A 20,831-nucleotide genomic window follows, 5' to 3' on the forward strand; every position below is an offset into this window, starting at 1 on the left:
AGTACCGTGCTTATTCAAATTCAATTAAAACATCGCCCTGAAGTACAGCGTCACCAACATTCACTTTCAGTGCTTTGATCACACCATCTTTTTCTGACTGAATTTCATTCTCCATTTTCATAGCTTCCATAATGAGCAGGTTCTGTCCCTTTTTAACTTCATCGCCTGCAGAAACCAATATTTTGAAAATACTTCCTGGTAACGGAGCTTTTAAAATACTTCCACCGCTTGTTTTCTTAATGGTCCCCTCTCCCGGTTTTTTAACCACATCCTTACGAACCAGTTTAGGAGTTTTCGTTCTTTTTACTTCCTGATTGATCTCAACAGCGTATTCTGTACCATTGACTTCAATATGAGCAATATTATCTTCCACATCTTTGATATGAACACTGTATTTATTGCCTTTTATCGTGAATTCTAGCTTTTTCATTTTATCTTCTTACTTTGGAAAATTTACATTGTTTAAACCATAAATCTTAGAACTCCAGGGGGAATAGCGTCTTTCAATTTTTTTGATGGTTATTACATTACTTTCTTCTTCGCGCAAGTCGTTAAAAAATAGTTGTAATGACATCGCAATAGCTGCACTTACTTCACCACTTAACTGAAGGTCATTATCTGAAATAACCTCTTCCGGATGAAGCTTTCCTGATTTCTTAAGCCTTCTGCGGGTTTGAATATTGAGAATTTTAGGAACGAGTAAGAACACATAAACCAAAGCTACTAATGCAGCAAATACAATCGCGTACCCCAAAAAGGTAATAATCCAAACCTGTGAACTAAATAGAAATATCATATCTTCTCCTCCTATAATGGTATGTTACTGTGTTTTTTAGGCGGGTTACTGAGTTTCTTGGTCTGAAGACTCTGGAAAGCCCTGATAATTCTGAACCTTGTATTTCTTGGCTCGATCACATCATCAATGTATCCCATTGAAGCAGCCTGATAAGGATTGGCAAATTTTTCCTTGTATTCATCCGTTTTATCCTGAACATATTTTGCTCTTTCCTCTTCATTTTCAATAGCTGCAATACTTTTGCCTTCAAGCACTTCAATTGCTCCCTGGGCTCCCATTACTGCAATTTCAGCCATTGGCCAGGCATAGTTAAAATCGCCACGCAATTGTTTACAGCTCATCACATCATGCGCTCCACCATACGATTTGCGTAGTGTTACTGTAACTTTTGGTACAGTAGCTTCTCCATAAGCAAACATCAGTTTTGCTCCGTGCGTAATAATGGCGTTATATTCCTGGCCTGATCCGGGCAAAAATCCCGGCACATCAACCAATGTAAGAATAGGAATATTAAATGCATCACAAAAGCGAACGAAACGAGCTGCTTTACGTGAAGCATCCACATCGAGAACACCAGCCAGATAGCTCGGTTGATTTGCAATTACACCAACACTCATACCTTCCAGGCGACAAAATCCTGTCACGATGTTTTTTGCATAATTTCTGTGTATTTCAAGAAATTCGCCATCATCAACTATGGCATGTATAACGTCCTTAACATTATACGGCTGATTTGGATTGTCCGGTACAATTTCGTTAAGTGCTTCTTCCAGACGATCTATCGGATCAGTGCACTCCACTAATGGTGGCTCTTCAAGGTTGTTTTGTGGCAGATAAGAAATCAGTTTTCGTATCAATAAGAGTCCTTCCTCTTCGTTTTCAACCATAAAATGTGACACCCCGGACTTTGATGAATGAACCTCAGCACCACCAAGATTTTGTACCGAAATATCTTCACCGGTCACTGTTTTAACAACCTTAGGGCCAGTTACAAACATATAGCTGTTTTCCTCGGTCATCATAATAAAGTCGGTTAACGCCGGTGAATAAACAGCACCTCCAGCACAAGGACCAAAGATTGCTGATATCTGAGGTACAACGCCGGAAGCAAGAATATTACGCTCAAAAATTTCTGCGTAACCTGCCAGCGAAGTAACACCTTCCTGAATACGTGCGCCACCTGAATCGTTGATACCAATTACAGGAGCACCTACCTTCATGGCCATATCCATAACCTTGCAGATTTTCTGTGCCAAAGTTTCAGATAAGGAACCTCCAAAAACAGTAAAATCCTGAGCATAGACATAAACTACGCGTCCATCTATGGTTCCATGCCCCGTGACCACACCATCTCCCAGGAATTTCTTCTTTTCCATTCCAAAGTTGGTACATCGATGTGTTACAAACATATCGAGCTCTTCAAAGCTGCCATCATCAAGCAGCATCTCAATACGTTCACGGGCAGTCATTTTCCCCTGCTCATGTTGCTTTTCAATTCTCTTTTCACCACCACCCATTTTGGCCTGATCCCTTAGGTCAATGAGCTTTTTCAGTTTATCTTTATTAGACATAAGTATGAATATTTTGTATTATTCGTTAGGATGTTCACACAATTCAGTTAGTACACCAAATGTGGATTTAGGATGTAAAAAAGCGATATTCAAACCTTCGGCTCCTTTACGTGGTGTTTTATCAATTAACCTTACACCTTTTTCTTCAGCAGCTAAAAGTTTCCCGGCCAGTCCTTCCACTGCAAATGCCATATGGTGAATTCCTTCACCCTTTTTCTCTAAAAACTTACCTATAGGTCCTTCCGGATCTGTTGATTCAAGTAACTCTATTTTGGTCTGACCCACTTTGAAGAAAGCCGTTTTCACTTTTTGATCCGCTACTTCCTCAACAGCATAACATTCCAAACCAAATACATTTTCATAAAATGGTATTGCTTCGTCTAAACTTTTAACAGCAATCCCAATGTGTTCAATATAAGAAGGTTTCATATAATTTGTTTTATTGTAATAATCAATTAAAACGAAAAGCTATAATATTCAATCACCAAATATTATACAAAATTTAATTAAAGAAAAATTTATCCAATTGAAAAATTAAAGGCACAAAATTATATTAAAAATAGCTCAATTTTAAATGTTTTCAGACTTAAATTAGTAATTTATAATTATTCCTCATAGACAATTTTCTACATATGTATTTATTTAAATGTCAAACATTTAATAATCCTACCAGTTCATAACAATGACACAGATAAAAAAATGCATCAATTTTAATGTTCAGAAATCCCAAAATTGCTAATGCTATTTTATCTTTGCCTCAAAATTCGAGGAGATGTGGTTAGTACTGGCGCTGATTTCAGCAGTTTTGTTAGGGGTTTATGATGTATTTAAAAAGTATTCGGTAAACGAAAATGCTGTTTTTCCTGTATTACTGTTCTCCTGTTCCAGCTCAGCCCTTCTTTTTGTTCCTGTTTTTATACTTTCTGCCACTCAACCTGAATTTATGAAATCTGCCGGATTATTTCTTCCCACTTTAAATATACACGAGCACGTCCTGGTAATCCTCAAATCCATAATTGTGGTTTCTTCCTGGACATTCGCATTTTTTGCACTAAAAAACCTCCCTTTAACCATCGTCTCTCCTATCAGAGCAACGTCACCTGTATGGACACTGATAGGTGCCTTATTAATATTTTCGGAGAAACTGACTCCTATACAGTGGACTGGACTCGGTGTAACGATTACGTTTTTTTTCCTGTTTTCAACTGCCGGTAAAACGGAAGGGATTTCGTTCAGAACCAACAAATGGATCTGGTTTGTCCTACTTGCCACCCTGCTTGGTTCAGCCAGCGCATTATATGACAAACATCTGATGCAAAACTATAACAGAATTGCAATTCAGGCATGGTTTTCTGTATATCAGGTGGTATTACTTTTGCCGACAACTCTTTTATTTTGGTATCCTAAACGTAAAGCTGTACCCTTTAAGTGGCGCTGGACCATTCCAATGATCGGTCTATTTTTGGTTATTTCGGACTTTACATATTTTTATGCACTCAGCGATACCGATTCATTAATATCAGTAATTTCAGCCATACGCAGAAGTGGTGTGGTAGTAGCATTTACGTTTGGCGCACTTATATTTAAAGAAAAAAATATCCGCCGGAAAAGTATTTATCTGGCGGGTATATTAGTAGGTGTAATGCTTTTAATGCTTAGCTAAGATTATTCCAGGTACGTGTATCCGTAAAGTCCGGATCTGTAATTAGAAAGAAACTCCTTCCCTTCTTCCATTGTTATCTTACCGGCTTTAATGGAACTTCCCACCCAGGTTTCAACAGTTCTCACAAGCTTTTTGGCGTTGTATTGCACATAATCCAATACTTCTGCAACAGTTTCCCCGTCAATAACCTGATCAATGTAATATCCCTTTTCATCCACAGAAACATGTACAGCATTGGTATCACCAAACAAATTATGCAAATCACCTAAGATTTCCTGGTAGGCTCCAACCAAAAACACACCAATATAATACGATTCGTTGCTTCTTAAACGGTGAACAGGTAAGTAATATGAAATATTTTTGGTGGCAATAAAATTGTCAATTTTACCATCTGAATCGCAGGTAATATCCTGTATAGTTGCTACACGTGTTGGTTTTTCATGCAACCGGTGTATCGGCAGAATTGGGAAAATCTGATCTATTGCCCAGGAATCAGGCAACGACTGAAATAATGAGAAATTGCAGAAATATTTATCCGCCAGCATTTTGGGCAACTGCCTTAATTCATATGGTGTATGCTTTAATTCAACTGCCAGTTCATATACATCTCGTGCAATGCTCCAGAATAAGCGTTCAATCTGTGCGCGGGTTTTCAGGTCGATTAATCTCAGACTGAACCTATCCAAAGATTCCTCTCTTATCTGCTGCGCATCATGCCATGTTTCCAGTATTTTTGTCTGATTTAAAGTATCCCAAAGGTTGTATAGCTCTACAACCAATTCATGTGCATCATCATCTAACTTATCCTTTTCTTCATCCCATGATGGTAAAGTAGCTGTTTCAAGTACTTCAAAAATCAGCACCGAATGATGGGCGGTTAATGAACGTCCCGATTCAGTAATAATATTAGGATGCGGAAGATCATTTTTATCACTCGCATCCACAAATGTGCTTACTGAATCATTTACATACTCCTGAATGGTGTAATTTATGCTGCTTTCGCTGTTGGATGATTTTGTTCCATCGTAATCCACTCCCAGACCACCACCAATATCCACAAATTCAATATTGAAGCCCAGTTTACATAGTTCCACATAAAACTGTGACGCCTCCCTCAGAGCAGTTTTGATCCGTCGTATTTTTGTTATCTGGCTTCCGATGTGGAAATGAATAAAACGAAATGATTCCTCCAGATTGTTTTTTATCAGATAATCAGTCGCTTCCAGTAATTCACTTGATGTCAAACCAAACTTACTTACATCACCGCCAGAATCTTCCCATTTTCCACTGCCAGTGCTGGCCAGTTTTATACGAATACCAATATTCGGTTTTATTTTCAGTCGTTTAGAGATTTTTGCAACCAGCTTAAGCTCATTCAGTTTTTCAATGACAATAAAGATGCTTTTCCCCATTTTTTGTGCCAGTAATGCCAACTCAATGTAATCTTCATCTTTATAACCATTACATATTATAAGCGACTCGGGGTCTGTATTAATTGCAAGAACAGCATGTAATTCTGGTTTGGAACCAGCTTCAAGGCCAATATTATATTTCTTTCCGTGACTTACAATTTCCTCTACTACCGGACGCATCTGATTGACCTTAATAGGATAGATCAAATGGTTTTGTGCTTTATATTCGTATTCTGTAGCAGCCCTCTGAAAACATTCAGATATTGTTACAATCTGGTTATCAAGAATGTCTGGAAAACGAACCAGGATTGGCGTTGTAACATCACGAAGGGATAATTCATCAATTAACTCCTTCAGATCAACCTGTGCCATTCCCTTCTTAGGATTTACATATACATTACCTTCTTCGTTAATTGAAAAGAGATCAACTCCCCAGCCATTAATATTATACAGCTCAGCAGAGTCTTCAATGCGCCATTTTCTCATGCTTTATTAATATTCTGTTTAACCTAAAAAACAAGGTTACGAAATTAAAAAATACAAACTGAAAATTTATGAAAAATTTAAGAAAATTCAAAAATAAAATACATATTTAATAATCTGAATATCAGACACTAAAGGGAATTTATCAAAATTGCTCCGATTTATTCAGGTATAGAAGGGACCTCAGTAATATTAATTAAATTTACTTCCATTCTGAAATTCATAAACCTTGGAAGATTATCTACTACTCGATGAGCAAATGCTAAATCATTCGGGATGATCATAGTTGCTTTTCCACCTTCCCTCATATGGGTCAGTCCTTCATGCAATCCAACCATACCATAAGGAATAGCATAGCTTGACAGTTCACTGCTTCCATAAAGCGTAAACTGATATTTATCTGCTGAAGCCTCATTATCCTGTATGTAAGTACTGTCCAGAGTATAAACACGGTACTCAATTAAAACTTCATCACCAGACACGGGCATTTTACCATCACCTTCTTCTTTTGATATAAAATACAATCCTGATTCAAGTCTGTCTGAATCCGGTATTCCTGCGTCTTTAATATATTCATCGAATTGCATCTCTGAATCTGCCTTTTCTGCCGAATAATCAGTTCCACATGAAATTAAAGTAACAACGAGTAATACAAGTGAGAGTTTTAAGAATAGTTTCATTTGTTCTAAATTAGATTATTGAGTTTTTCAATAATTTCCGCAAATATAATAATTGATCACCAAGATATAACGATTAAAAGTGCAATATGTAACACCATTAACGTTTTTCAACTTTTTCTATTGTAATTTCTACCCGTAAAGGCTGAAAAGGGGCAACTTTTCCCGGAATTCCTTTAACTCCGTAAGCCAGATTAAAGGGTAACATTAATGTTGCCTTTTGATTTTCCCGCATTTTAAGCACACAGTTTTGTATTCCGGAAGGTATGTCCTGGCTTTTTCCAGCCACATATCTTACTTTATAAGTATCAATGGGGATGTTCAAAATTGTTTTCAGAATATAGTTCATACTCACCACATCGTCTGTCATAATCTGTGCTCCATTTTCAGAACCTGATATTGAATAATAATATCCATTGTCAGATTTTACCCACTCTAAAACCGATGTATCAGCAATTGCAACAAACAGAGAGTCCTGTTGCTCTGCCATTTTTTTGTTCCATTCCAACATATACCGTTCTCTGGAAGTTTCAATTTGTTGCAACTCTCTGGAAGACTGTCGGGGTTTGTTTTTACATCCTGAAAATATCAAAAGCAATACCACGAAATAAATCAGTGATCTGTTCATGAATTTCTGTTAAGCAGGTAAAGGTAGTAAAGATTAGTTTTTCACCAATTTTGAAATGAATGTTTTCGCATTCTCCATTCGCACTACAACAACATAAGGGCCGGTTGAAAGATGAGCTATATTATAAAAGGATTGTTCCTTATAATTCCAGCTTTCAAGCTTTTTACCGATCATATCATACAATTCAATTCCATTAATTTTTTGTCCTTCAATTGGGACCACGGTAAAGCTTGTTGTTGCCGGATTTGGGTAACACTGAATTCCAGAATTTATAATACCGTCCAATTTATCAGTAACTGAAAAATCAGAATACTGAAATATCCCCATCTGATCATCTTTCCATGTTCCCGAATTTGCATCCCAATAATACACTTGAGTTGTGGTTATTTGTCTGTTAAAATACAGATCTATTATACTTTGATCCGAATATGGAAGCACCAGCATATCTTTGACAATAGCTGTATTATAAGAATAAAGTTCCCGGCTGTTTTCTATCCAGTCATTTTTAGAAGCCTGACGGTCGTAATCCACGAATGTTAATAGGCTACCGCTACCATCATACGTGTAGATTTCCTTATCATAATAATCCCATCGTTTTGACATATTATTCCAATCATATTCAGCAAAATATACCAGGTGTTTATTCACATCAAATTCATGAACTTCTTTGGATAATTCATGCCAGGCACCACTTTCCCAATACCATGATAAGAATCCTAAATTCAACATATCAGCAGTATATTCTGAATAATCCCTATAATAGTTGTCCCATAAGTTTGTACTTTCATTCCATACATAATAGACATATTCTTCCGAGACCGGATTCGTAAAATATGCATATACTTCTTTATCGTAATTCACCCATTCATCGAAAATAAAATCCCACACCCTACTAACATAAGTTGTAATTCTGTTTTCCGTATCGTAGGTCATGGTTTCAATCAGATAATCTGACCAGTTCTTTAGTAAAATACTCCACTGCTGGTAGCGCCCTTCAATCAGATTTTCGTTTGAATCATACGTCCGCAATTCACGTTCTGATTCATTCCAAGGAAATATATTTGCTGAACGTTCATAAATAATGACTTCAGATTTCAGTCCGTTGGTATAGGTATAAACCTTTTTTAGCGTATCCACCCAAATTCCGTAAGAATTCAAATACGAATTTACGGTTTCCGAAAGCAAGGTATCATCATACACATTGAACGTTTTTTCAGTTTCTGTCCAGTTGCCATTCACTGGATCCCAAACAGAACTAATAATGGTTTTAACTTTTCCATTATCATAATAGGTATATTCTTCTGAATCAGAATTAATAAATGATCCGGAGGATAGATTATAATCTTTCCATTCTGTCCTGTCCAACTGGATCATTCCGGCAGTTACAGCTCCCCTAAGGATTTGTGAGTTTAAAGCACTGAACAAGGGAATAACTGCAAACCAGCTCAGTATATAATGCCTGGTTTTCATCGCCTTATTTTACTTAATTTTAAGAATATAACCTAAAGAAAACTGCACATAACCCACACTTTCATAATAGTATAACGGATCTAACGTCCGGGGAAAATTGTGGATATAAGCAATTTCAAAATCAAAGTCCTTGTAAGAAATATTAATGGGCAATATTAACTGCGTATTTAGCAAACCGAATTTCTCATTGTAACCGTATATCGGCTCAAAAAAGATTGAATGTTGTTGCTCAGGATTAAGGAGAGTTTCAACAAGTTCTGATCCAAAATATGTTGAAATTTCAGGTTTAAACTGTATCCTGTCCAATCTGCCGAGACTAATTAGTTTAATACGGGTATACAAATCAATTGAAAACTGATGGCTTATGGTATCACTACCTGTCATCATTGCATAATCAAATCGAAGTCCTGTATTTTTATGTTTCAGTGAAAATCCGAGATTTAGATTATTATAAAAGTTCGGATTATAATCTGTTCCCATGTTCAGATAAATGAACCTGTTATAAGATGCTCTGTATCGAAAAAAGTCATGTTTTTTTAGTCCTTTGGTGTATCCCAATGTAAAAACGGCAGTTCTGAATGAAGGATCCATCTGACTGTACCAGGCACCTGATGTTCCAAAATAAAGGCCGTTTGAAATAAAATAATAAAGCTGAGCACTGGTATTGTGAATAGATCCCTCGGTTAAAGGATCAATAATTTCTCTTCCTGCATAAAATGAACGGGAATTGTACATTGAACCAAAATAAAGGAAGTGGAAGTTGGTATTTCCATCAAATAATTCGTAAAGATCGATATCATCTTCAAAAAGCAATTCATCCAAAGCAGCATTAATGAGAGAGTCGTTTCGGGTTACTTCCTGTGCTTTAATGAACTGGACGGAAATTACAAGTAATAATATGATAAATAGTCTTTTCATGATGCTCACGTGGTGGATATTAAACATTAAAGGAAACTCACAGCCCTGGAACGGGCTGTGAGGAGTTCATCAACAATTAACTAATGAACAATCACTATTCACTTCCACCTTGTGAACTGTTTCCCTTTCTAAGCATACGTTTTTTCATGGCAGCTTTCTGGTCTCCGTTTAATGTTTCCCTGAATGCTTCACGCTGTGCTTTCATTGCTGCCCGGTTGTTGGCAAGCAATTCTTTTTGTTCTTCTGATAAAGTTGCCTGCAAAGCTTCCTGTTTTTCTTCACGTGTCATTTCCTGATTTTCAAGAATTGCACACTGTTCTTCTGTTAAGGTTGCTTTAAATGCTTCCTTATTTTGAACAGCAAGTTGCTTACGTTCCTGCAACATTGTTTTCTGTTCTTCAGAAAGGTTTTCGCGCAGTCTTTCCCTTATCTGTGCCGGTTCTTCAACTGTAGTTGTTGGCTCCTCGGTTACCGGTTCTTCCCCTTCTGTCTGAGCAGATACAGCAAATACAGCTAAGAACATAAATGCAAAAATTGAGATTCTTTTTACTAAAGTTTTCATGACTATTAATTTTAGTTTCTAATTTGTTTTCACTTATATACCGACTCCCCCTCTTTTTACCCTACCTAAAAACAATAATATTTTTATCTGTTTTATATAAGCATTGATTATCAATAAGATATATCCACAAAAAACATTAGAAAAAATGGCTGATGAGCATTACTGACAATTAAATTCGGCTCAGAACCCCGGGATAAATTTGTCTGAGATAAATATGGATAATTTTTTCGGTTGGTAACATTTAGGGCATTTATTCCAAACCTTAGTTTAGACTTTAATACTTCCATCCGGTAATAAACTGAAGCATCTAATCTGTAATATGGCATTTCCTTATCAATATTCTGGAGTAGTTCTTTATTAAATCCCGATCCATACACATAATTCAGACTAAAATACAAAGGCTTGAAATTAAGTATCGATGCTGCCTTATATTCATGTTTCAGGCTGTTTCTTGCCGGTAAATATTCACCTTCGGGCATGTCGCTGAAATGTTCCCTGGTATCGTTGAATGAATATGAAAACCATAGCGTATGTTTTCCGAAATCCTTTTTTACAAAAAAATCAAGCCCCTGTGATTTGCTTAATCCTGTAGATTCTTCTGAATACATCTGATAAATTTTAAACCTTTCCAGTCCTTCTGTTCGCCGAACATATCCTTCTGCATTCAACAAAAAGCCATTCCCTGACCAGGAAAGCCCTCCTCCCAGCACATCGGATTGTAAAAACGGAGCATCACTGTCTCCCGGGACTTTCCAGAAATAGTGGTAATTATCATCTGAATCAACCAATGAAATTACAGAGATAAACTGATTATATACGCCCCACGTCAGATTCAGCTTCAGATCATTCCATAGTTTCACAGAACTTCTTAACCTAGGCTGAAAAAGCATTTTATTCAGTTTTAAAGCATAATCCAATCTGAGCCCTATATCCATTTTAAGCCTGTCGCTGGCCTGAATATTATTCCTCGCATATAGTGATACTTTATCCAGAATGTTTGCCTGATTAAAGTATGGATAATCTCCCCTGGTATAACTCAAAGTTGTTTCATAATGATTCAATTCCAGCCCGGCTTCAACAAACTGTTGGGTTGTCAGAGAGAACCGGTTATCAATGGTTAACCCAAATTCATCGATCCGGTTTTTGTCATCGTCCTTTACAGCCGTATTTAAAACAAAATCCCCAGGATTCAGGGTAAGTTCCTTCTGCCCATGACTGTTATAACCTGAATAAGTCATTTTAAAGTTACTGTTGATACCATTTCCCCACAGTTTTCCGTAAAATGCGGCCAAACCGGTCTGCCGCATGGTCTGGTCATGATTATATATTAACCTGTCCGGTTCACCCTGATGATAGTCGAACCTAAAAAGATCAGTGGCTCTGCTGTTGAACCCAGACACAAAAAACTGGTCACCATTATTCAGAAATGAAGAGAACTTTACATTTAAATCCTGAAATGTGTTTTCTGGAAGTACATAAACATCAGAAAAATCATCCGCATAGAAATCACCGAATTTCCGGCTCATATCCATGTTAAAATAAGGAAACAACGACCGACGATGGCCAACAACGAGTGAACTTCGTTTCAACATCGGAATGCTCACCATTGCATTCAGCGATAAGTTATCAGCATATAATTCAAAGCCCGGTTTATTATAATTTCCATCTATTCCGTTAATCTCAATAATACCTCCAACCCTGTTCCCCTGATTGGAACCATAACCTCCTTTGTAAATATTGATATCTTTAATAAGCAAAGGATTTACGCTGTTAAAATAGTCACTATAGCTATTCAGGTTATATATGGTCATACCGTCGAACTTTGTCTGGTTTTGACCGTGTGCACTTCCCCAGATAGACAAGCTTTGATTGTGATCAACACTGCCTTTAATGCCAGGTTGAAGCCTGAGTATATTGTAAACAGAATTATTCAGTCCGCCGGGAATAAATCCTGCAATTTTTTGGTTCAGCCTTACCTCACCAACCTCATTTCCGGCCTGTGCCGCATAATCAACAGGTTTACCTTCCACCATAACTTCACCTAATTCCATATTAGAGGGAATCAATCCACACACAACCTGACTACGTGGTGGAATAATGGTATCGAAAACATAATACCCTAAATGTGTAGCTTTAATATGCAATAAGTCTCCGGAATATGCGATGTAGGAAAATCTGCCCCTGAAATCTGTCACTCGTAATTCATTGTTAATCAAAACTGTACTATACGGCAATATTTCCCCACTGAATTTATCTGCCACCAGACCGTTAATTAAAATTGCTCTTTCATCTGCATCAAATAAATTTTCCGGCTTATCAACAACAATGTAAATATTGTCTCTCTTTTCAAGCATCCAGGGCGTTCCATACAAAATACCTTCCAGTAAGTCATCCAGCGAGACAAATTCTTTTTTCAGGGTAATGGTGTGTTGCGAAAGTTTGGCATCATTGAAAGAAAATTTTATATGAAAAGAATCCCTTAAACCAATAAAAACCTGGTTTAAGGGCATATTAACATAATCAACTGCTATTTTTTCCTGTGCATTCAGATTAGTCAGCCAACTGAATAAAAGGAGTATAAAGAGTGCCTTTAGTTTAATTTTCATAAGCTATTTCATATTCGCCTTTTCCTTTTTCCACTGTTTTAAGACCAAAAGGTTTGAATACGAAATATAATACATTTTCTGCAGATAACGAGCGATCAAAGCTTCCTGTGTAGGTAAGTGTATCTGTCTTTACTGCTTTGCTTAACGTAATATGTATATTATACTGGAGTTCGATGTCTGAAATAACTTTTGAAAGTTGTTCTCCCGTATAGATAAATTCATTGTTGATCCAGGATACTGCATCCTTAACCGGCACATTATTATGAACCACTAAGCCATTGTTACGAATAAGTTCAGCTTCCTGGTTTGGTTTAATAATCACATCGGAAGTATAATCCGATACTTTTACCGATCCGGTAAGACAGGCAACAGTATAGGCGTTATCTCTGGTATAAATATTAAAACTTGTACCCAGCACTGTAGTTTCACCCATTTCGGATTTAACGGTAAACGAATTTCCTTTTGTGACCTCAAAATAAGCTTCTCCTTCCATATTTACCAACCGGTTAAACTTCCACCAGTATGGATGATATGAGAGTTTTGTATCTGCATTCAGATCAACTTTTGAATCGTCCGGAAGTATTATTTCAGCATGCTCACCATAACCAACATATACAGTATTGGTATAAAACCGCATAAACATTGGCAGACCGATCAGAATGGCGACAGCCGCCGCAACAGCATATTTAAAGATTGACCGTGCAAAAACCGGGTTCAGTGTTCTGACTTTCGAATCCTTTTCCTCAGTCACCCTGGAAAGTTCTGCCCAGACATCCTCTTTGGATCTGGTATAAGGTGGTTTTAAACCGGAAAACGGTTCCAGCTCCGGATGTTTACTTCCGTTATTCATTTCTTTATGTGTAGAATTATCCTGCATGTGTCAATAAATTTTCTTTTAAATAATCAAGCGCGATTTTCATGCGTTTCTCAACGGCTTTTACGCTTAGATCAAGCCTTTCGGCTATTTCATGATATTTCAGCCCTTCATTGCGGCTCATCAAAAAAACAGTTCGCTGTTTTTCAGATAAATTTGCCAGAGCAGTTTCATATTTCTGCTGTAATTCCCGGTAAGCCATATCATTTTCCGGTGTATTCTCATCATAATCAATCGTGATGGAATTCCTGAATTTGATTTGCAGGGAGTCGTGTCTGTAACGACTTATAAACAGATCGCTTGCAATCTTATACAACAGCCCTACAATTTTACCCGGAATATATTCCAGCTGTTTTTCCCAAACTCTTAAGAACGTATCCTGTGCAATATCTGTAGCCAGTTCCGCATCTCCACTCCGGTAATAAATATAATTCCTTACCGTATCAAAGTATTTATCAAAAATTAATTTAAACTCTTCTCTGCTCAAAACCAGCTTCTTTTATAACACGTCTGAAAGGCTGAAATCACTATTAATCCCTTCTGTTTCCGGCACTTTCACCTATATACCGAAACACATACAGTTTACCCTACCTAAAAATAAAAAATTTTCAGGACAAATGTTGAAATACGTAGAAGCGGATTATAATTCTGTTGAATCTATAAGTTTTTTGATGTCGGAGAACAGAGATTTAAAGTATTTTACAGTGTCCTCCACAGAAAGGTCACTACTGCCACCAGCAGCGTTTAAATGTCCTCCCCCTGAAAAATATGTCGAAGCGATTTTATTAGCAGGGAAGTTGCCTTTTGATCTGAATGATAATTTGGTTTTATCATCGCGAACCGAAATAAAAACGGAGAGATCAATACCTTTAATGGAAAGCGGCATATTTACAACACCCTCACTATCACCCTTTTTAAAATTATATTTGTGCATTTCGCTCCAGTTAAGCGAAACAATTGCCGTTCTTATTTCAGGAAATACTTCCATTTTTTGGTTTATCAGGTAACCCACCAACCGCATTCTGTCCTCTGAATACTGGTTATAAATTTTATCGATGATCAGATCCTTATCTGCACCATGTTCAAGCAATCCGGCAATATTGATAAAAAAGTTGTCGTTGGAACAGTTGTAACTAAATGCTCCTGTATCAGTTATCATACCAGCCATAAGTACTGTTGCGATGTCAGAGGTTATCCTGTCCTTAAATCCAAGCTGACAAATAATTTCATATGACAGTTCACAGGAAGATGATGCACTCACACGGGAGAACATGAGAGCTTCGTTTGGTGTAATCACCGGATCGGGATGATGGTCAATCATGATTTTCTGACCGGAGTGTTTCACAACAGCTTCGCTCAGATTTCCACTCCGTTTAATATCGTTATGATCCAGCAACAACACCACATCTCCTTCCGAAATAAGCCTGTCCGCTTGCTCCTGATGTTTTTTCCCAACCAGAACCCGATCCATTCCGGGCAAAAAAGATAAAAAATCAGGTGCAGAATCCGGTACAATGACCGTATTTTCAATTCCAAGATCATCCAGCAATAAACCAAAGGCCAGTGAAGCACCTATAGCATCCCCATCAGGATTAAGATGCGGTATAATAACCCATTTTTCACCTTCCCTGAATTGATCTTTTAATAAACCAACCTGATTCTTATCGAACATAAAATTGAAATTATATGAAAAAACCGGGAAAACCCGGTTTTGTTTATTCTTCGTTTAACGCCTTTTCAAGTTCATCAGTCATCTCAAGATTATGGAAAACGTTTTGAACATCATCGTTGTCTTCAAAATCCTCGATCATTCTCAACACCTTTTTAGCATCATCCAATGACAACTCTTTAGTATTGTTAGGGATCCTCTGCAGTTCAGCCTTTTCAGGAGTGATGCCCAGTTCTTCCAGTTTTTTGTTCAACTGACCGAAATCTTCAAGTGCACAGGTAATTATCAGTGTATCTCCTTCATTCTCTATATCTTCTGCTCCGGCGTCAATTACTTCCAGCTCCAGATCATCCATTTCTATGGATTCGGGCTTCGGAAATTCAAATACACCTTTACGATCAAAGATAAAGCTGAGTGATCCGTTTGTACCAAGACTTCCTCCCTTCTTTGTAAAAATAGCCCTGATGGCTCCAACGGTCCGGTTGTTATTATCGGATAAGCACTCCACAAAAATTGCCACGCCACCCGGTCCGTATCCTTCAAAATTCATTTCAACCAGTGAGTCTCCATCTTTAGAAGCTTTGTTAATGGCCCTTTCAATAACATCCTTCGGCATATTCTGAGCCTTAGCATTCTGTACTGCTAATCTCAAACGCGGATTCATTTCAGGATCTGCACCACCACCTTCACGTGCTGCAATGGTTATTTCCTTTGATATTCTCGAAAATATTTTGGAACGTTTCGCATCTAATGCGCCTTTCTTCCTCTTAATTGTTGACCATTTACTATGACCTGACATATATTATTTTTTTTAGCTCCGCAAAAATAAAAAATCGATTCAATTTTCAAAAATACGTATAATATAAAGTCAAACATAGTTTATTTTACTGAGAAAGTACTTAATATGTATAATTTGAAATTTTCGTTTTTTTTAAAATGTGTAATTAAATAACTATCGATAGAACTTTTTATGTGCTTTGTTACATATTTTCTCGGCTTTCTCCTTATCGCTCATTACGCGTTTCAGTTCATTTTTGCAATCATTAAACAGTTGTTCATCTCTTTCATTTAAAGCCATTTCCATATTGATCCGGATGATCTCAAGTGTTTTTTCATACATAATTTCATCCATACTCATATTTTTTTCCCTGCAGCAAATAATTGCGGCCATTAATCTATTATCTGCTTCCGAAATAAACCGGTAACCGCTGCCATAAATACTCTCTTCGTTATTTAAAATGGCTTTAATTATTTCTATATCCAGATAATCATCCGTTCCTGTCAAAGAAAGCAGGTCATAGAGTGCAACGCTGTCCTTTTGTCCTATTTCATTTTCCTGTTCAATCAGTTCCGTTAAAAAGATCTTGTCTTTTTTACGGGATTCATAATCACGTTTTTTAGCATTTACCTGCGACACAATTGAAATCCTTTGATTGGCCGCCTCACCCATTTTAAGAAGTTCATCTGAACTTTTTATTCCATAATCCTTAAAAATGACGTACCCCAGATTGTCTAAAAAATAATACCCGGGAAAAACCTTCGTCTTTTCCATTAATTCAGCAATATAGGTATCATTGGCATAAGCCGAATCTTTGTATACTATTTTATTGATGAAATGATTATTGTAATAATTTACGACAACGGAATCAGAAAAGTTTCCTGTTTCAGGATCAAGTGAAGCCATATCATCTTCTTCAGTAGTGCAAATGAATATCTTTTGTGATGAATCCGTTGACGCGATAATATCCGGGACAGAATTAAAATTAACCTCTAAAATCTGACAATAGGCGTCTAATGTTAAAAAAATAGCTATTAACAGAGAAAACGAGGGCAAACGTCTCATCATAAATACAGGGTGTTTTGGGGTCTTACATTACATTTGCTAAGTTACCTAAAAAACATGTAAGTACCAACGACAAAAAAAGCAGTCAGAAAACTGACTGCTTTTAAGTATGTAATTGTGAAATAATTTACAATGATTTTTTTGCAAGATAGAAATCCACTTTTTCAAGAGAATCATCTTTAATCCTTGCATCCATTTCATCCAGTGTTTTTGGTGGCGGAACAATTACCTTTTCACCCGGAGTCCAGTTTAAAGGAAGGGCAACACCAAATTTATCTGTTGTCTGAAGGGCTTTCAATACACGGATAATTTCGTCCATGTTACGGCCTACATTCAACGGATAATACATGATCAAACGAATTTTTTTCTTCGGGTCAATAAAAAATACGGCGCGTACGGCAGCTGTCTGACTTTCGTTTGGCTGCAACATGCCATAAAGTTTGGATACTTTCATATCCAGGTCTGCAATTATCGGAAAATCGAAATATACACCGGTATTTTTGCGGACATTATCAACCCATGCCAGGTGAGCATGAATACTATCAATACTTAAACCTATAAGTTCTGTATTTAATTCATCAAACTCGGCTTTACGCGTAGCAAAACCGCTCATTTCGGTTGTGCAAACCGGGGTAAAATCGGCCGGGTGTGAGAACATCACAATCCATTTGCCTTTCGCATAATCACTGAGTTTTATCTGACCTTTAGTAGTTACTGCAGTAAAATCAGGCGCATCATCGCCGATTCTAGGCATCATTGTTGAATTTAAAAATTGTTCTTCCATAATTTTAAAATTTAATGTGAGAGTTTATTAATATTTATGAGTATAGTTTATTCATCAAAATATGCGTGCTCAAACGTATGCCAGGTATCATTCAATTGCTTAATATAAGCAAGATCTGTGGTTTGCTTGGCTTTCATGGCATAAACCAGCATTTTATGAAGCAACACCAATTGATTTGTATATTTATGATATGCTTCACTTTCAGAAGGGTCTTTAATTTTGATACGCTGATGCAAAAAATATTGTTCTACAATATCCTGCACTTTATTTGCATGGTCATCCTTATTATTGACCCAACGAACAATCTGATTATAATTTATGACGTCTTCTTTTGACAGACGATCAATTTCACGCATCGATTTTTCTATCGTTGTTATGTGTTCATAAACCTCTTTAAATCGCAAAGAGTCTCCATAAATACCACAAGGTATTTCACAGTGTGCATAAGTCTTTTGTGTAAGTGATAAACCTGCTAGAATAATTAACGAGGTTAAAAAGAGTTTTAGTTTCATCATATTTCTGATTAATAAGTTCGCTTTTAAAACAATTTAGACTCATTCTTGTTTATGCCATTTAAGATTTATTAATACTATTTGATCCACAATAAATTCCGTAGTTTTGTTTCATTGAAATTTAAAATTTGATCCAAAATGAAAAACCGCTGTACATGGCCCGGAAATGATGAATTATATGTTACATATCACGATAATGAATGGGGTGTACCCATATATGACGATCACAAGATATTTGAATTCCTGATACTGGAAACGTTTCAGGCAGGTCTAAGCTGGATAACAATACTCAGAAAACGTGATAACTTTAGAAAAGCATTCGATAATTTTGATTTTTATAAAATTGCCGGGTACGATGAACCTAAATTAGATGAACTGATCAACAATGCCGGAATAATCCGAAATAAACTTAAAATAAAAGCGGCCGTAACCAACGCACAGGCTTACCTGAAAGTGATTGAAGAGTTCGGCTCATTCAGTACTTATATCTGGGGATTTACAGGTGGGAAGCCAATTATAAACCAATTTAAAACGTTATCCGAAATACCTGCAAAAACTGAGCTCTCTGACCAAATAAGTAAAGATTTAAAAAAGCGTGGGTTTAAATTTGTAGGTTCCACCGTTGTTTATGCGCACATGCAGGCCACGGGAATGGTGAATGACCATGTTACTGATTGTTACCGGCATAAAGAGTGCCAGCAGATTAATTAATTACCTCTTTCATGCGGAATTTATTTTTTGAGTTTACATTTTGTAAGGAAACACACTATAAGAGACAAAATATTTCCTTTTCAAAAACCAAAATGTTAAAAAAAGAATTATCTTTAATCCAGAATCTTTTAACCCTTTAACTAAAATGGATTTACAAACACTATTGCAACCACACATTATCTGGTTTCTGATTGGGATTGTTTTATTGCTTCTGGAACTGGCGATTCCGGGAATCTTTGTCATTTTTTTTGGTGCCGGAGCCATCATTACGGCAATTGCCAGCTATGTTTTTGATATTGATATCAATGTTCAGATACTGGTCTTTGTCATCTCCTCTGTCGTTCTTCTGCTTGCATTAAGACGTTGGCTTAAACGCAAATTCTTTGATAAAGCCGGAGATAAAGATGTTACACTTGAAGACGAGTTTATAGGGAAAAAAGCAATTGCTGAAACCAGCTTTAAAAAAGGGCAGAAAGGAAAAGTTATTTTTAAAGGAACATCCTGGTCCGCAGTCTGCGACAGTGATGTAAAAAAAGATGACAACCTTACCATCGTAGACAAGGACAGTATTACCTTAATTGTAAAAAACAATTAAACAGCATAAGTATTAACCTTAAACTCAATTTATCATGTTTTTAGTTCAAATTTCCGGATCAACAATCATACTGATTGCTTTGGTCATTCTTGCCATTATTATTTTCTTTTCCACCATTAAAATTGTTCCGCAACGTTCTGCTTTTATTATTGAAAGGCTGGGGAAATTCAGGATAACCCTACAGGCAGGTTTTAACGTCCTTATTCCATTTATAGATAAAGTTGCCTATAAACACACGTTAAAAGAACAAGCCATTGATGTGGCATCACAGATTTGTATTACCAAGGATAACATTGCTGTGGAAGTTGACGGGATTCTCTATCTGCAGGTTATCGATCCTTCAAAAGCCTCATATGGTATAGACGACTACAGATTTGCTTCAATCCAGATTGCACAAACCACCATGCGTAGTATAATTGGTAAAATGGAACTGGATAAAACATTTGAAGAACGCGATCTCATTAACACCAATATTGTTGAAGCAGTAGATAAAGCATCTGATCCATGGGGTGTAAAAGTTACGCGATATGAACTCAAAAATATTGTTCCCCCTCAGAGTATTAAAGATGCCATGGAAAAACAAATGCGTGCAGAACGTGAAAAACGCGCATTAATCGCTGAGTCCGAAGGTCAGAAGCAGGCCAAGATTAACGTGGCAGAAGGTGACAAACAGGAGCTTATCAAACGTTCTGAAGGTGAAAAGCAGAAGCGTATTAACGAAGCTGAAGGTCGTGCTGCAGAAATTGAAAAAGTGGCAGTTGCAACGGCAATGGGACTTCGTCAGATAGCAGATGCCATCGGATCAGAAAATGGTATTGATGCTGTAAACCTGAGGATTGCCGAACAGTATCTGGGAGAATTCGGCAAGCTGGCTAAGGAAAGTAATACTATTATTCTTCCTAATAACCTGACTGATGTTTCAGGAATTGTTGCTACGGCAACATCGGTGCTTGAAAAAGTAACTAAAAAATAAAACTGAAGTGACTAGTCCTAAATAAGCGTTACAGTTTATTGACTAAATTAAAATAATTAATTGAGTTGTGAGTATTTCTTGCAA

The 20,831-nt window shown here is 36.8% G+C and carries 22 protein-coding genes; 4 read left to right on the plus strand and 18 right to left on the minus strand.

Annotation, left to right across the window (positions count from 1 at the left end):
- Nucleotides 1–10: 10 nt before the first annotated feature.
- The 4 genes from ACE1ET_RS03265 to mce are packed head-to-tail and all read right to left on the minus strand — an operon-like array spanning nt 11 to nt 2,796.
- A complete protein-coding gene (locus ACE1ET_RS03265; protein ID WP_375726930.1) occupies nt 11–430 on the minus strand; it encodes a biotin/lipoyl-containing protein in 420 nt (139 codons plus the stop codon).
- Nucleotides 431–439: 9 nt separating this feature from the next.
- Nucleotides 440–796: an OadG family transporter subunit gene (locus ACE1ET_RS03270; RefSeq protein ID WP_375726931.1), complete on the minus strand. Its 357-nt coding sequence runs from the start codon at nt 794–796 to the stop codon at nt 440–442.
- 11 nt (nt 797–807) lie between these two features.
- Nucleotides 808–2,367, minus strand: a complete 1,560-nt coding sequence (locus ACE1ET_RS03275) for an acyl-CoA carboxylase subunit beta (RefSeq protein ID WP_375726932.1) — start codon at nt 2,365–2,367, stop codon at nt 808–810.
- An 18-nt stretch (nt 2,368–2,385) separates the two neighbouring features.
- Entirely contained in the window at nt 2,386–2,796 is a 411-nt protein-coding gene (mce, locus tag ACE1ET_RS03280; protein WP_375726933.1) for a methylmalonyl-CoA epimerase, read from the minus strand.
- A gap of 343 nt (nt 2,797–3,139) precedes the next feature.
- Here mce and ACE1ET_RS03285 point away from each other — a divergent pair, with 343 nt between their 5' ends.
- Nucleotides 3,140–4,030, plus strand: coding sequence for an EamA family transporter (locus ACE1ET_RS03285; protein ID WP_375726934.1), 891 nt, complete (start codon nt 3,140–3,142; stop codon nt 4,028–4,030).
- Nucleotides 4,031–4,032: 2 nt separating this feature from the next.
- Here ACE1ET_RS03285 and speA read toward each other — a convergent pair whose 3' ends face one another.
- From speA to ACE1ET_RS03355, 14 genes are all read right to left on the minus strand, one after another.
- On the minus strand, nt 4,033–5,928 hold the full coding sequence (gene speA, locus ACE1ET_RS03290) for a biosynthetic arginine decarboxylase (RefSeq protein WP_375726935.1): 1,896 nt from the start codon (nt 5,926–5,928) through the stop codon (nt 4,033–4,035).
- Nucleotides 5,929–6,086: 158 nt separating this feature from the next.
- On the minus strand, nt 6,087–6,605 hold the full coding sequence (locus tag ACE1ET_RS03295) for an FKBP-type peptidyl-prolyl cis-trans isomerase (protein ID WP_375726936.1): 519 nt from the start codon (nt 6,603–6,605) through the stop codon (nt 6,087–6,089).
- Between the two features lie 97 nt (nt 6,606–6,702).
- Nucleotides 6,703–7,230 (minus strand): FKBP-type peptidyl-prolyl cis-trans isomerase, encoded by a 528-nt coding sequence (locus tag ACE1ET_RS03300; RefSeq protein ID WP_375726937.1) that lies wholly within the window; start codon nt 7,228–7,230, stop codon nt 6,703–6,705.
- 33 nt (nt 7,231–7,263) lie between these two features.
- Complete coding sequence (locus ACE1ET_RS03305) at nt 7,264–8,700, minus strand: T9SS type A sorting domain-containing protein (RefSeq protein ID WP_375726938.1); 1,437 nt, start codon at nt 8,698–8,700, stop codon at nt 7,264–7,266.
- A gap of 9 nt (nt 8,701–8,709) precedes the next feature.
- Nucleotides 8,710–9,618, minus strand: a complete 909-nt coding sequence (locus tag ACE1ET_RS03310) for a hypothetical protein (RefSeq protein ID WP_375726939.1) — start codon at nt 9,616–9,618, stop codon at nt 8,710–8,712.
- Nucleotides 9,619–9,712: 94 nt separating this feature from the next.
- Nucleotides 9,713–10,180 (minus strand): hypothetical protein, encoded by a 468-nt coding sequence (locus ACE1ET_RS03315; protein ID WP_375726940.1) that lies wholly within the window; start codon nt 10,178–10,180, stop codon nt 9,713–9,715.
- 110 nt (nt 10,181–10,290) lie between these two features.
- A complete protein-coding gene (locus ACE1ET_RS03320) occupies nt 10,291–12,786 on the minus strand; it encodes a TonB-dependent receptor plug domain-containing protein (RefSeq protein ID WP_375726941.1) in 2,496 nt (831 codons plus the stop codon).
- A complete protein-coding gene (locus tag ACE1ET_RS03325) occupies nt 12,776–13,663 on the minus strand; it encodes a FecR family protein (RefSeq protein WP_375726942.1) in 888 nt (295 codons plus the stop codon). Before ACE1ET_RS03325 ends, ACE1ET_RS03320 begins: the two co-directional genes overlap by 11 nt.
- A complete protein-coding gene (locus tag ACE1ET_RS03330; protein ID WP_375726943.1) occupies nt 13,653–14,147 on the minus strand; it encodes a sigma-70 family RNA polymerase sigma factor in 495 nt (164 codons plus the stop codon). The genes ACE1ET_RS03325 and ACE1ET_RS03330 overlap by 11 nt, the downstream gene beginning before the upstream one ends.
- Nucleotides 14,148–14,300: 153 nt before the next feature.
- Complete coding sequence (locus ACE1ET_RS03335) at nt 14,301–15,332, minus strand: DHH family phosphoesterase (RefSeq protein ID WP_375726944.1); 1,032 nt, start codon at nt 15,330–15,332, stop codon at nt 14,301–14,303.
- Between the two features lie 43 nt (nt 15,333–15,375).
- Nucleotides 15,376–16,128, minus strand: a complete 753-nt coding sequence (locus tag ACE1ET_RS03340) for a YebC/PmpR family DNA-binding transcriptional regulator (protein WP_375726945.1) — start codon at nt 16,126–16,128, stop codon at nt 15,376–15,378.
- Nucleotides 16,129–16,281: 153 nt separating this feature from the next.
- Entirely contained in the window at nt 16,282–17,175 is an 894-nt protein-coding gene (locus tag ACE1ET_RS03345; protein WP_375726946.1) for a hypothetical protein, read from the minus strand.
- A 124-nt stretch (nt 17,176–17,299) separates the two neighbouring features.
- The gene (locus ACE1ET_RS03350; RefSeq protein WP_375726947.1) at nt 17,300–17,956 is read right to left on the minus strand and encodes a peroxiredoxin; all 657 of its coding nucleotides are present in this window, start codon (nt 17,954–17,956) and stop codon (nt 17,300–17,302) included.
- 47 nt (nt 17,957–18,003) lie between these two features.
- Complete coding sequence (locus tag ACE1ET_RS03355) at nt 18,004–18,471, minus strand: superoxide dismutase [Ni] (RefSeq protein ID WP_375726948.1); 468 nt, start codon at nt 18,469–18,471, stop codon at nt 18,004–18,006.
- 135 nt (nt 18,472–18,606) lie between these two features.
- Here ACE1ET_RS03355 and ACE1ET_RS03360 point away from each other — a divergent pair, with 135 nt between their 5' ends.
- From ACE1ET_RS03360 to ACE1ET_RS03370, 3 genes are all read left to right on the plus strand, one after another.
- A complete protein-coding gene (locus tag ACE1ET_RS03360) occupies nt 18,607–19,179 on the plus strand; it encodes a DNA-3-methyladenine glycosylase I (protein ID WP_375726949.1) in 573 nt (190 codons plus the stop codon).
- A 145-nt stretch (nt 19,180–19,324) separates the two neighbouring features.
- Nucleotides 19,325–19,774, plus strand: a complete 450-nt coding sequence (locus ACE1ET_RS03365; protein WP_375726950.1) for an NfeD family protein — start codon at nt 19,325–19,327, stop codon at nt 19,772–19,774.
- 34 nt (nt 19,775–19,808) lie between these two features.
- Nucleotides 19,809–20,747, plus strand: a complete 939-nt coding sequence (locus tag ACE1ET_RS03370; protein ID WP_375726951.1) for an SPFH domain-containing protein — start codon at nt 19,809–19,811, stop codon at nt 20,745–20,747.
- Nucleotides 20,748–20,831: the final 84 nt, after the last annotated feature.

Source organism: Quyinboa mangrovi (assembly GCF_042219825.1).
Classification (GTDB): domain Bacteria; phylum Bacteroidota; class Bacteroidia; order Bacteroidales; family UBA5342; genus JBHJHP01.

Bases quoted from the DNA above. Each gene is read 5' to 3' on its own strand.
- ACE1ET_RS03310 (WP_375726939.1), bottom strand. From the start codon at position 9,618: ATGAAAAGACTATTTATCATATTATTACTTGTAATTTCCGTCCAGTTC.
- ACE1ET_RS03360 (WP_375726949.1), top strand. From the start codon at position 18,607: ATGAAAAACCGCTGTACATGGCCCGGAAATGATGAATTATATGTTACA.
- ACE1ET_RS03335 (WP_375726944.1), bottom strand. From the start codon at position 15,332: ATGTTCGATAAGAATCAGGTTGGTTTATTAAAAGATCAATTCAGGGAA.
- speA (WP_375726935.1), bottom strand. From the start codon at position 5,928: ATGAGAAAATGGCGCATTGAAGACTCTGCTGAGCTGTATAATATTAAT.
- ACE1ET_RS03350 (WP_375726947.1), bottom strand. From the start codon at position 17,956: ATGGAAGAACAATTTTTAAATTCAACAATGATGCCTAGAATCGGCGAT.
- ACE1ET_RS03365 (WP_375726950.1), top strand. From the start codon at position 19,325: ATGGATTTACAAACACTATTGCAACCACACATTATCTGGTTTCTGATT.
- ACE1ET_RS03285 (WP_375726934.1), top strand. From the start codon at position 3,140: ATGTGGTTAGTACTGGCGCTGATTTCAGCAGTTTTGTTAGGGGTTTAT.
- ACE1ET_RS03320 (WP_375726941.1), bottom strand. From the start codon at position 12,786: ATGAAAATTAAACTAAAGGCACTCTTTATACTCCTTTTATTCAGTTGG.
- ACE1ET_RS03295 (WP_375726936.1), bottom strand. From the start codon at position 6,605: ATGAAACTATTCTTAAAACTCTCACTTGTATTACTCGTTGTTACTTTA.
- ACE1ET_RS03275 (WP_375726932.1), bottom strand. From the start codon at position 2,367: ATGTCTAATAAAGATAAACTGAAAAAGCTCATTGACCTAAGGGATCAG.
- ACE1ET_RS03305 (WP_375726938.1), bottom strand. From the start codon at position 8,700: ATGAAAACCAGGCATTATATACTGAGCTGGTTTGCAGTTATTCCCTTG.
- ACE1ET_RS03270 (WP_375726931.1), bottom strand. From the start codon at position 796: ATGATATTTCTATTTAGTTCACAGGTTTGGATTATTACCTTTTTGGGG.
- ACE1ET_RS03265 (WP_375726930.1), bottom strand. From the start codon at position 430: ATGAAAAAGCTAGAATTCACGATAAAAGGCAATAAATACAGTGTTCAT.
- ACE1ET_RS03370 (WP_375726951.1), top strand. From the start codon at position 19,809: ATGTTTTTAGTTCAAATTTCCGGATCAACAATCATACTGATTGCTTTG.
- ACE1ET_RS03355 (WP_375726948.1), bottom strand. From the start codon at position 18,471: ATGATGAAACTAAAACTCTTTTTAACCTCGTTAATTATTCTAGCAGGT.
- ACE1ET_RS03340 (WP_375726945.1), bottom strand. From the start codon at position 16,128: ATGTCAGGTCATAGTAAATGGTCAACAATTAAGAGGAAGAAAGGCGCA.
- ACE1ET_RS03315 (WP_375726940.1), bottom strand. From the start codon at position 10,180: ATGAAAACTTTAGTAAAAAGAATCTCAATTTTTGCATTTATGTTCTTA.
- ACE1ET_RS03300 (WP_375726937.1), bottom strand. From the start codon at position 7,230: ATGAACAGATCACTGATTTATTTCGTGGTATTGCTTTTGATATTTTCA.
- mce (WP_375726933.1), bottom strand. From the start codon at position 2,796: ATGAAACCTTCTTATATTGAACACATTGGGATTGCTGTTAAAAGTTTA.
- ACE1ET_RS03345 (WP_375726946.1), bottom strand. From the start codon at position 17,175: ATGATGAGACGTTTGCCCTCGTTTTCTCTGTTAATAGCTATTTTTTTA.
- ACE1ET_RS03325 (WP_375726942.1), bottom strand. From the start codon at position 13,663: ATGCAGGATAATTCTACACATAAAGAAATGAATAACGGAAGTAAACAT.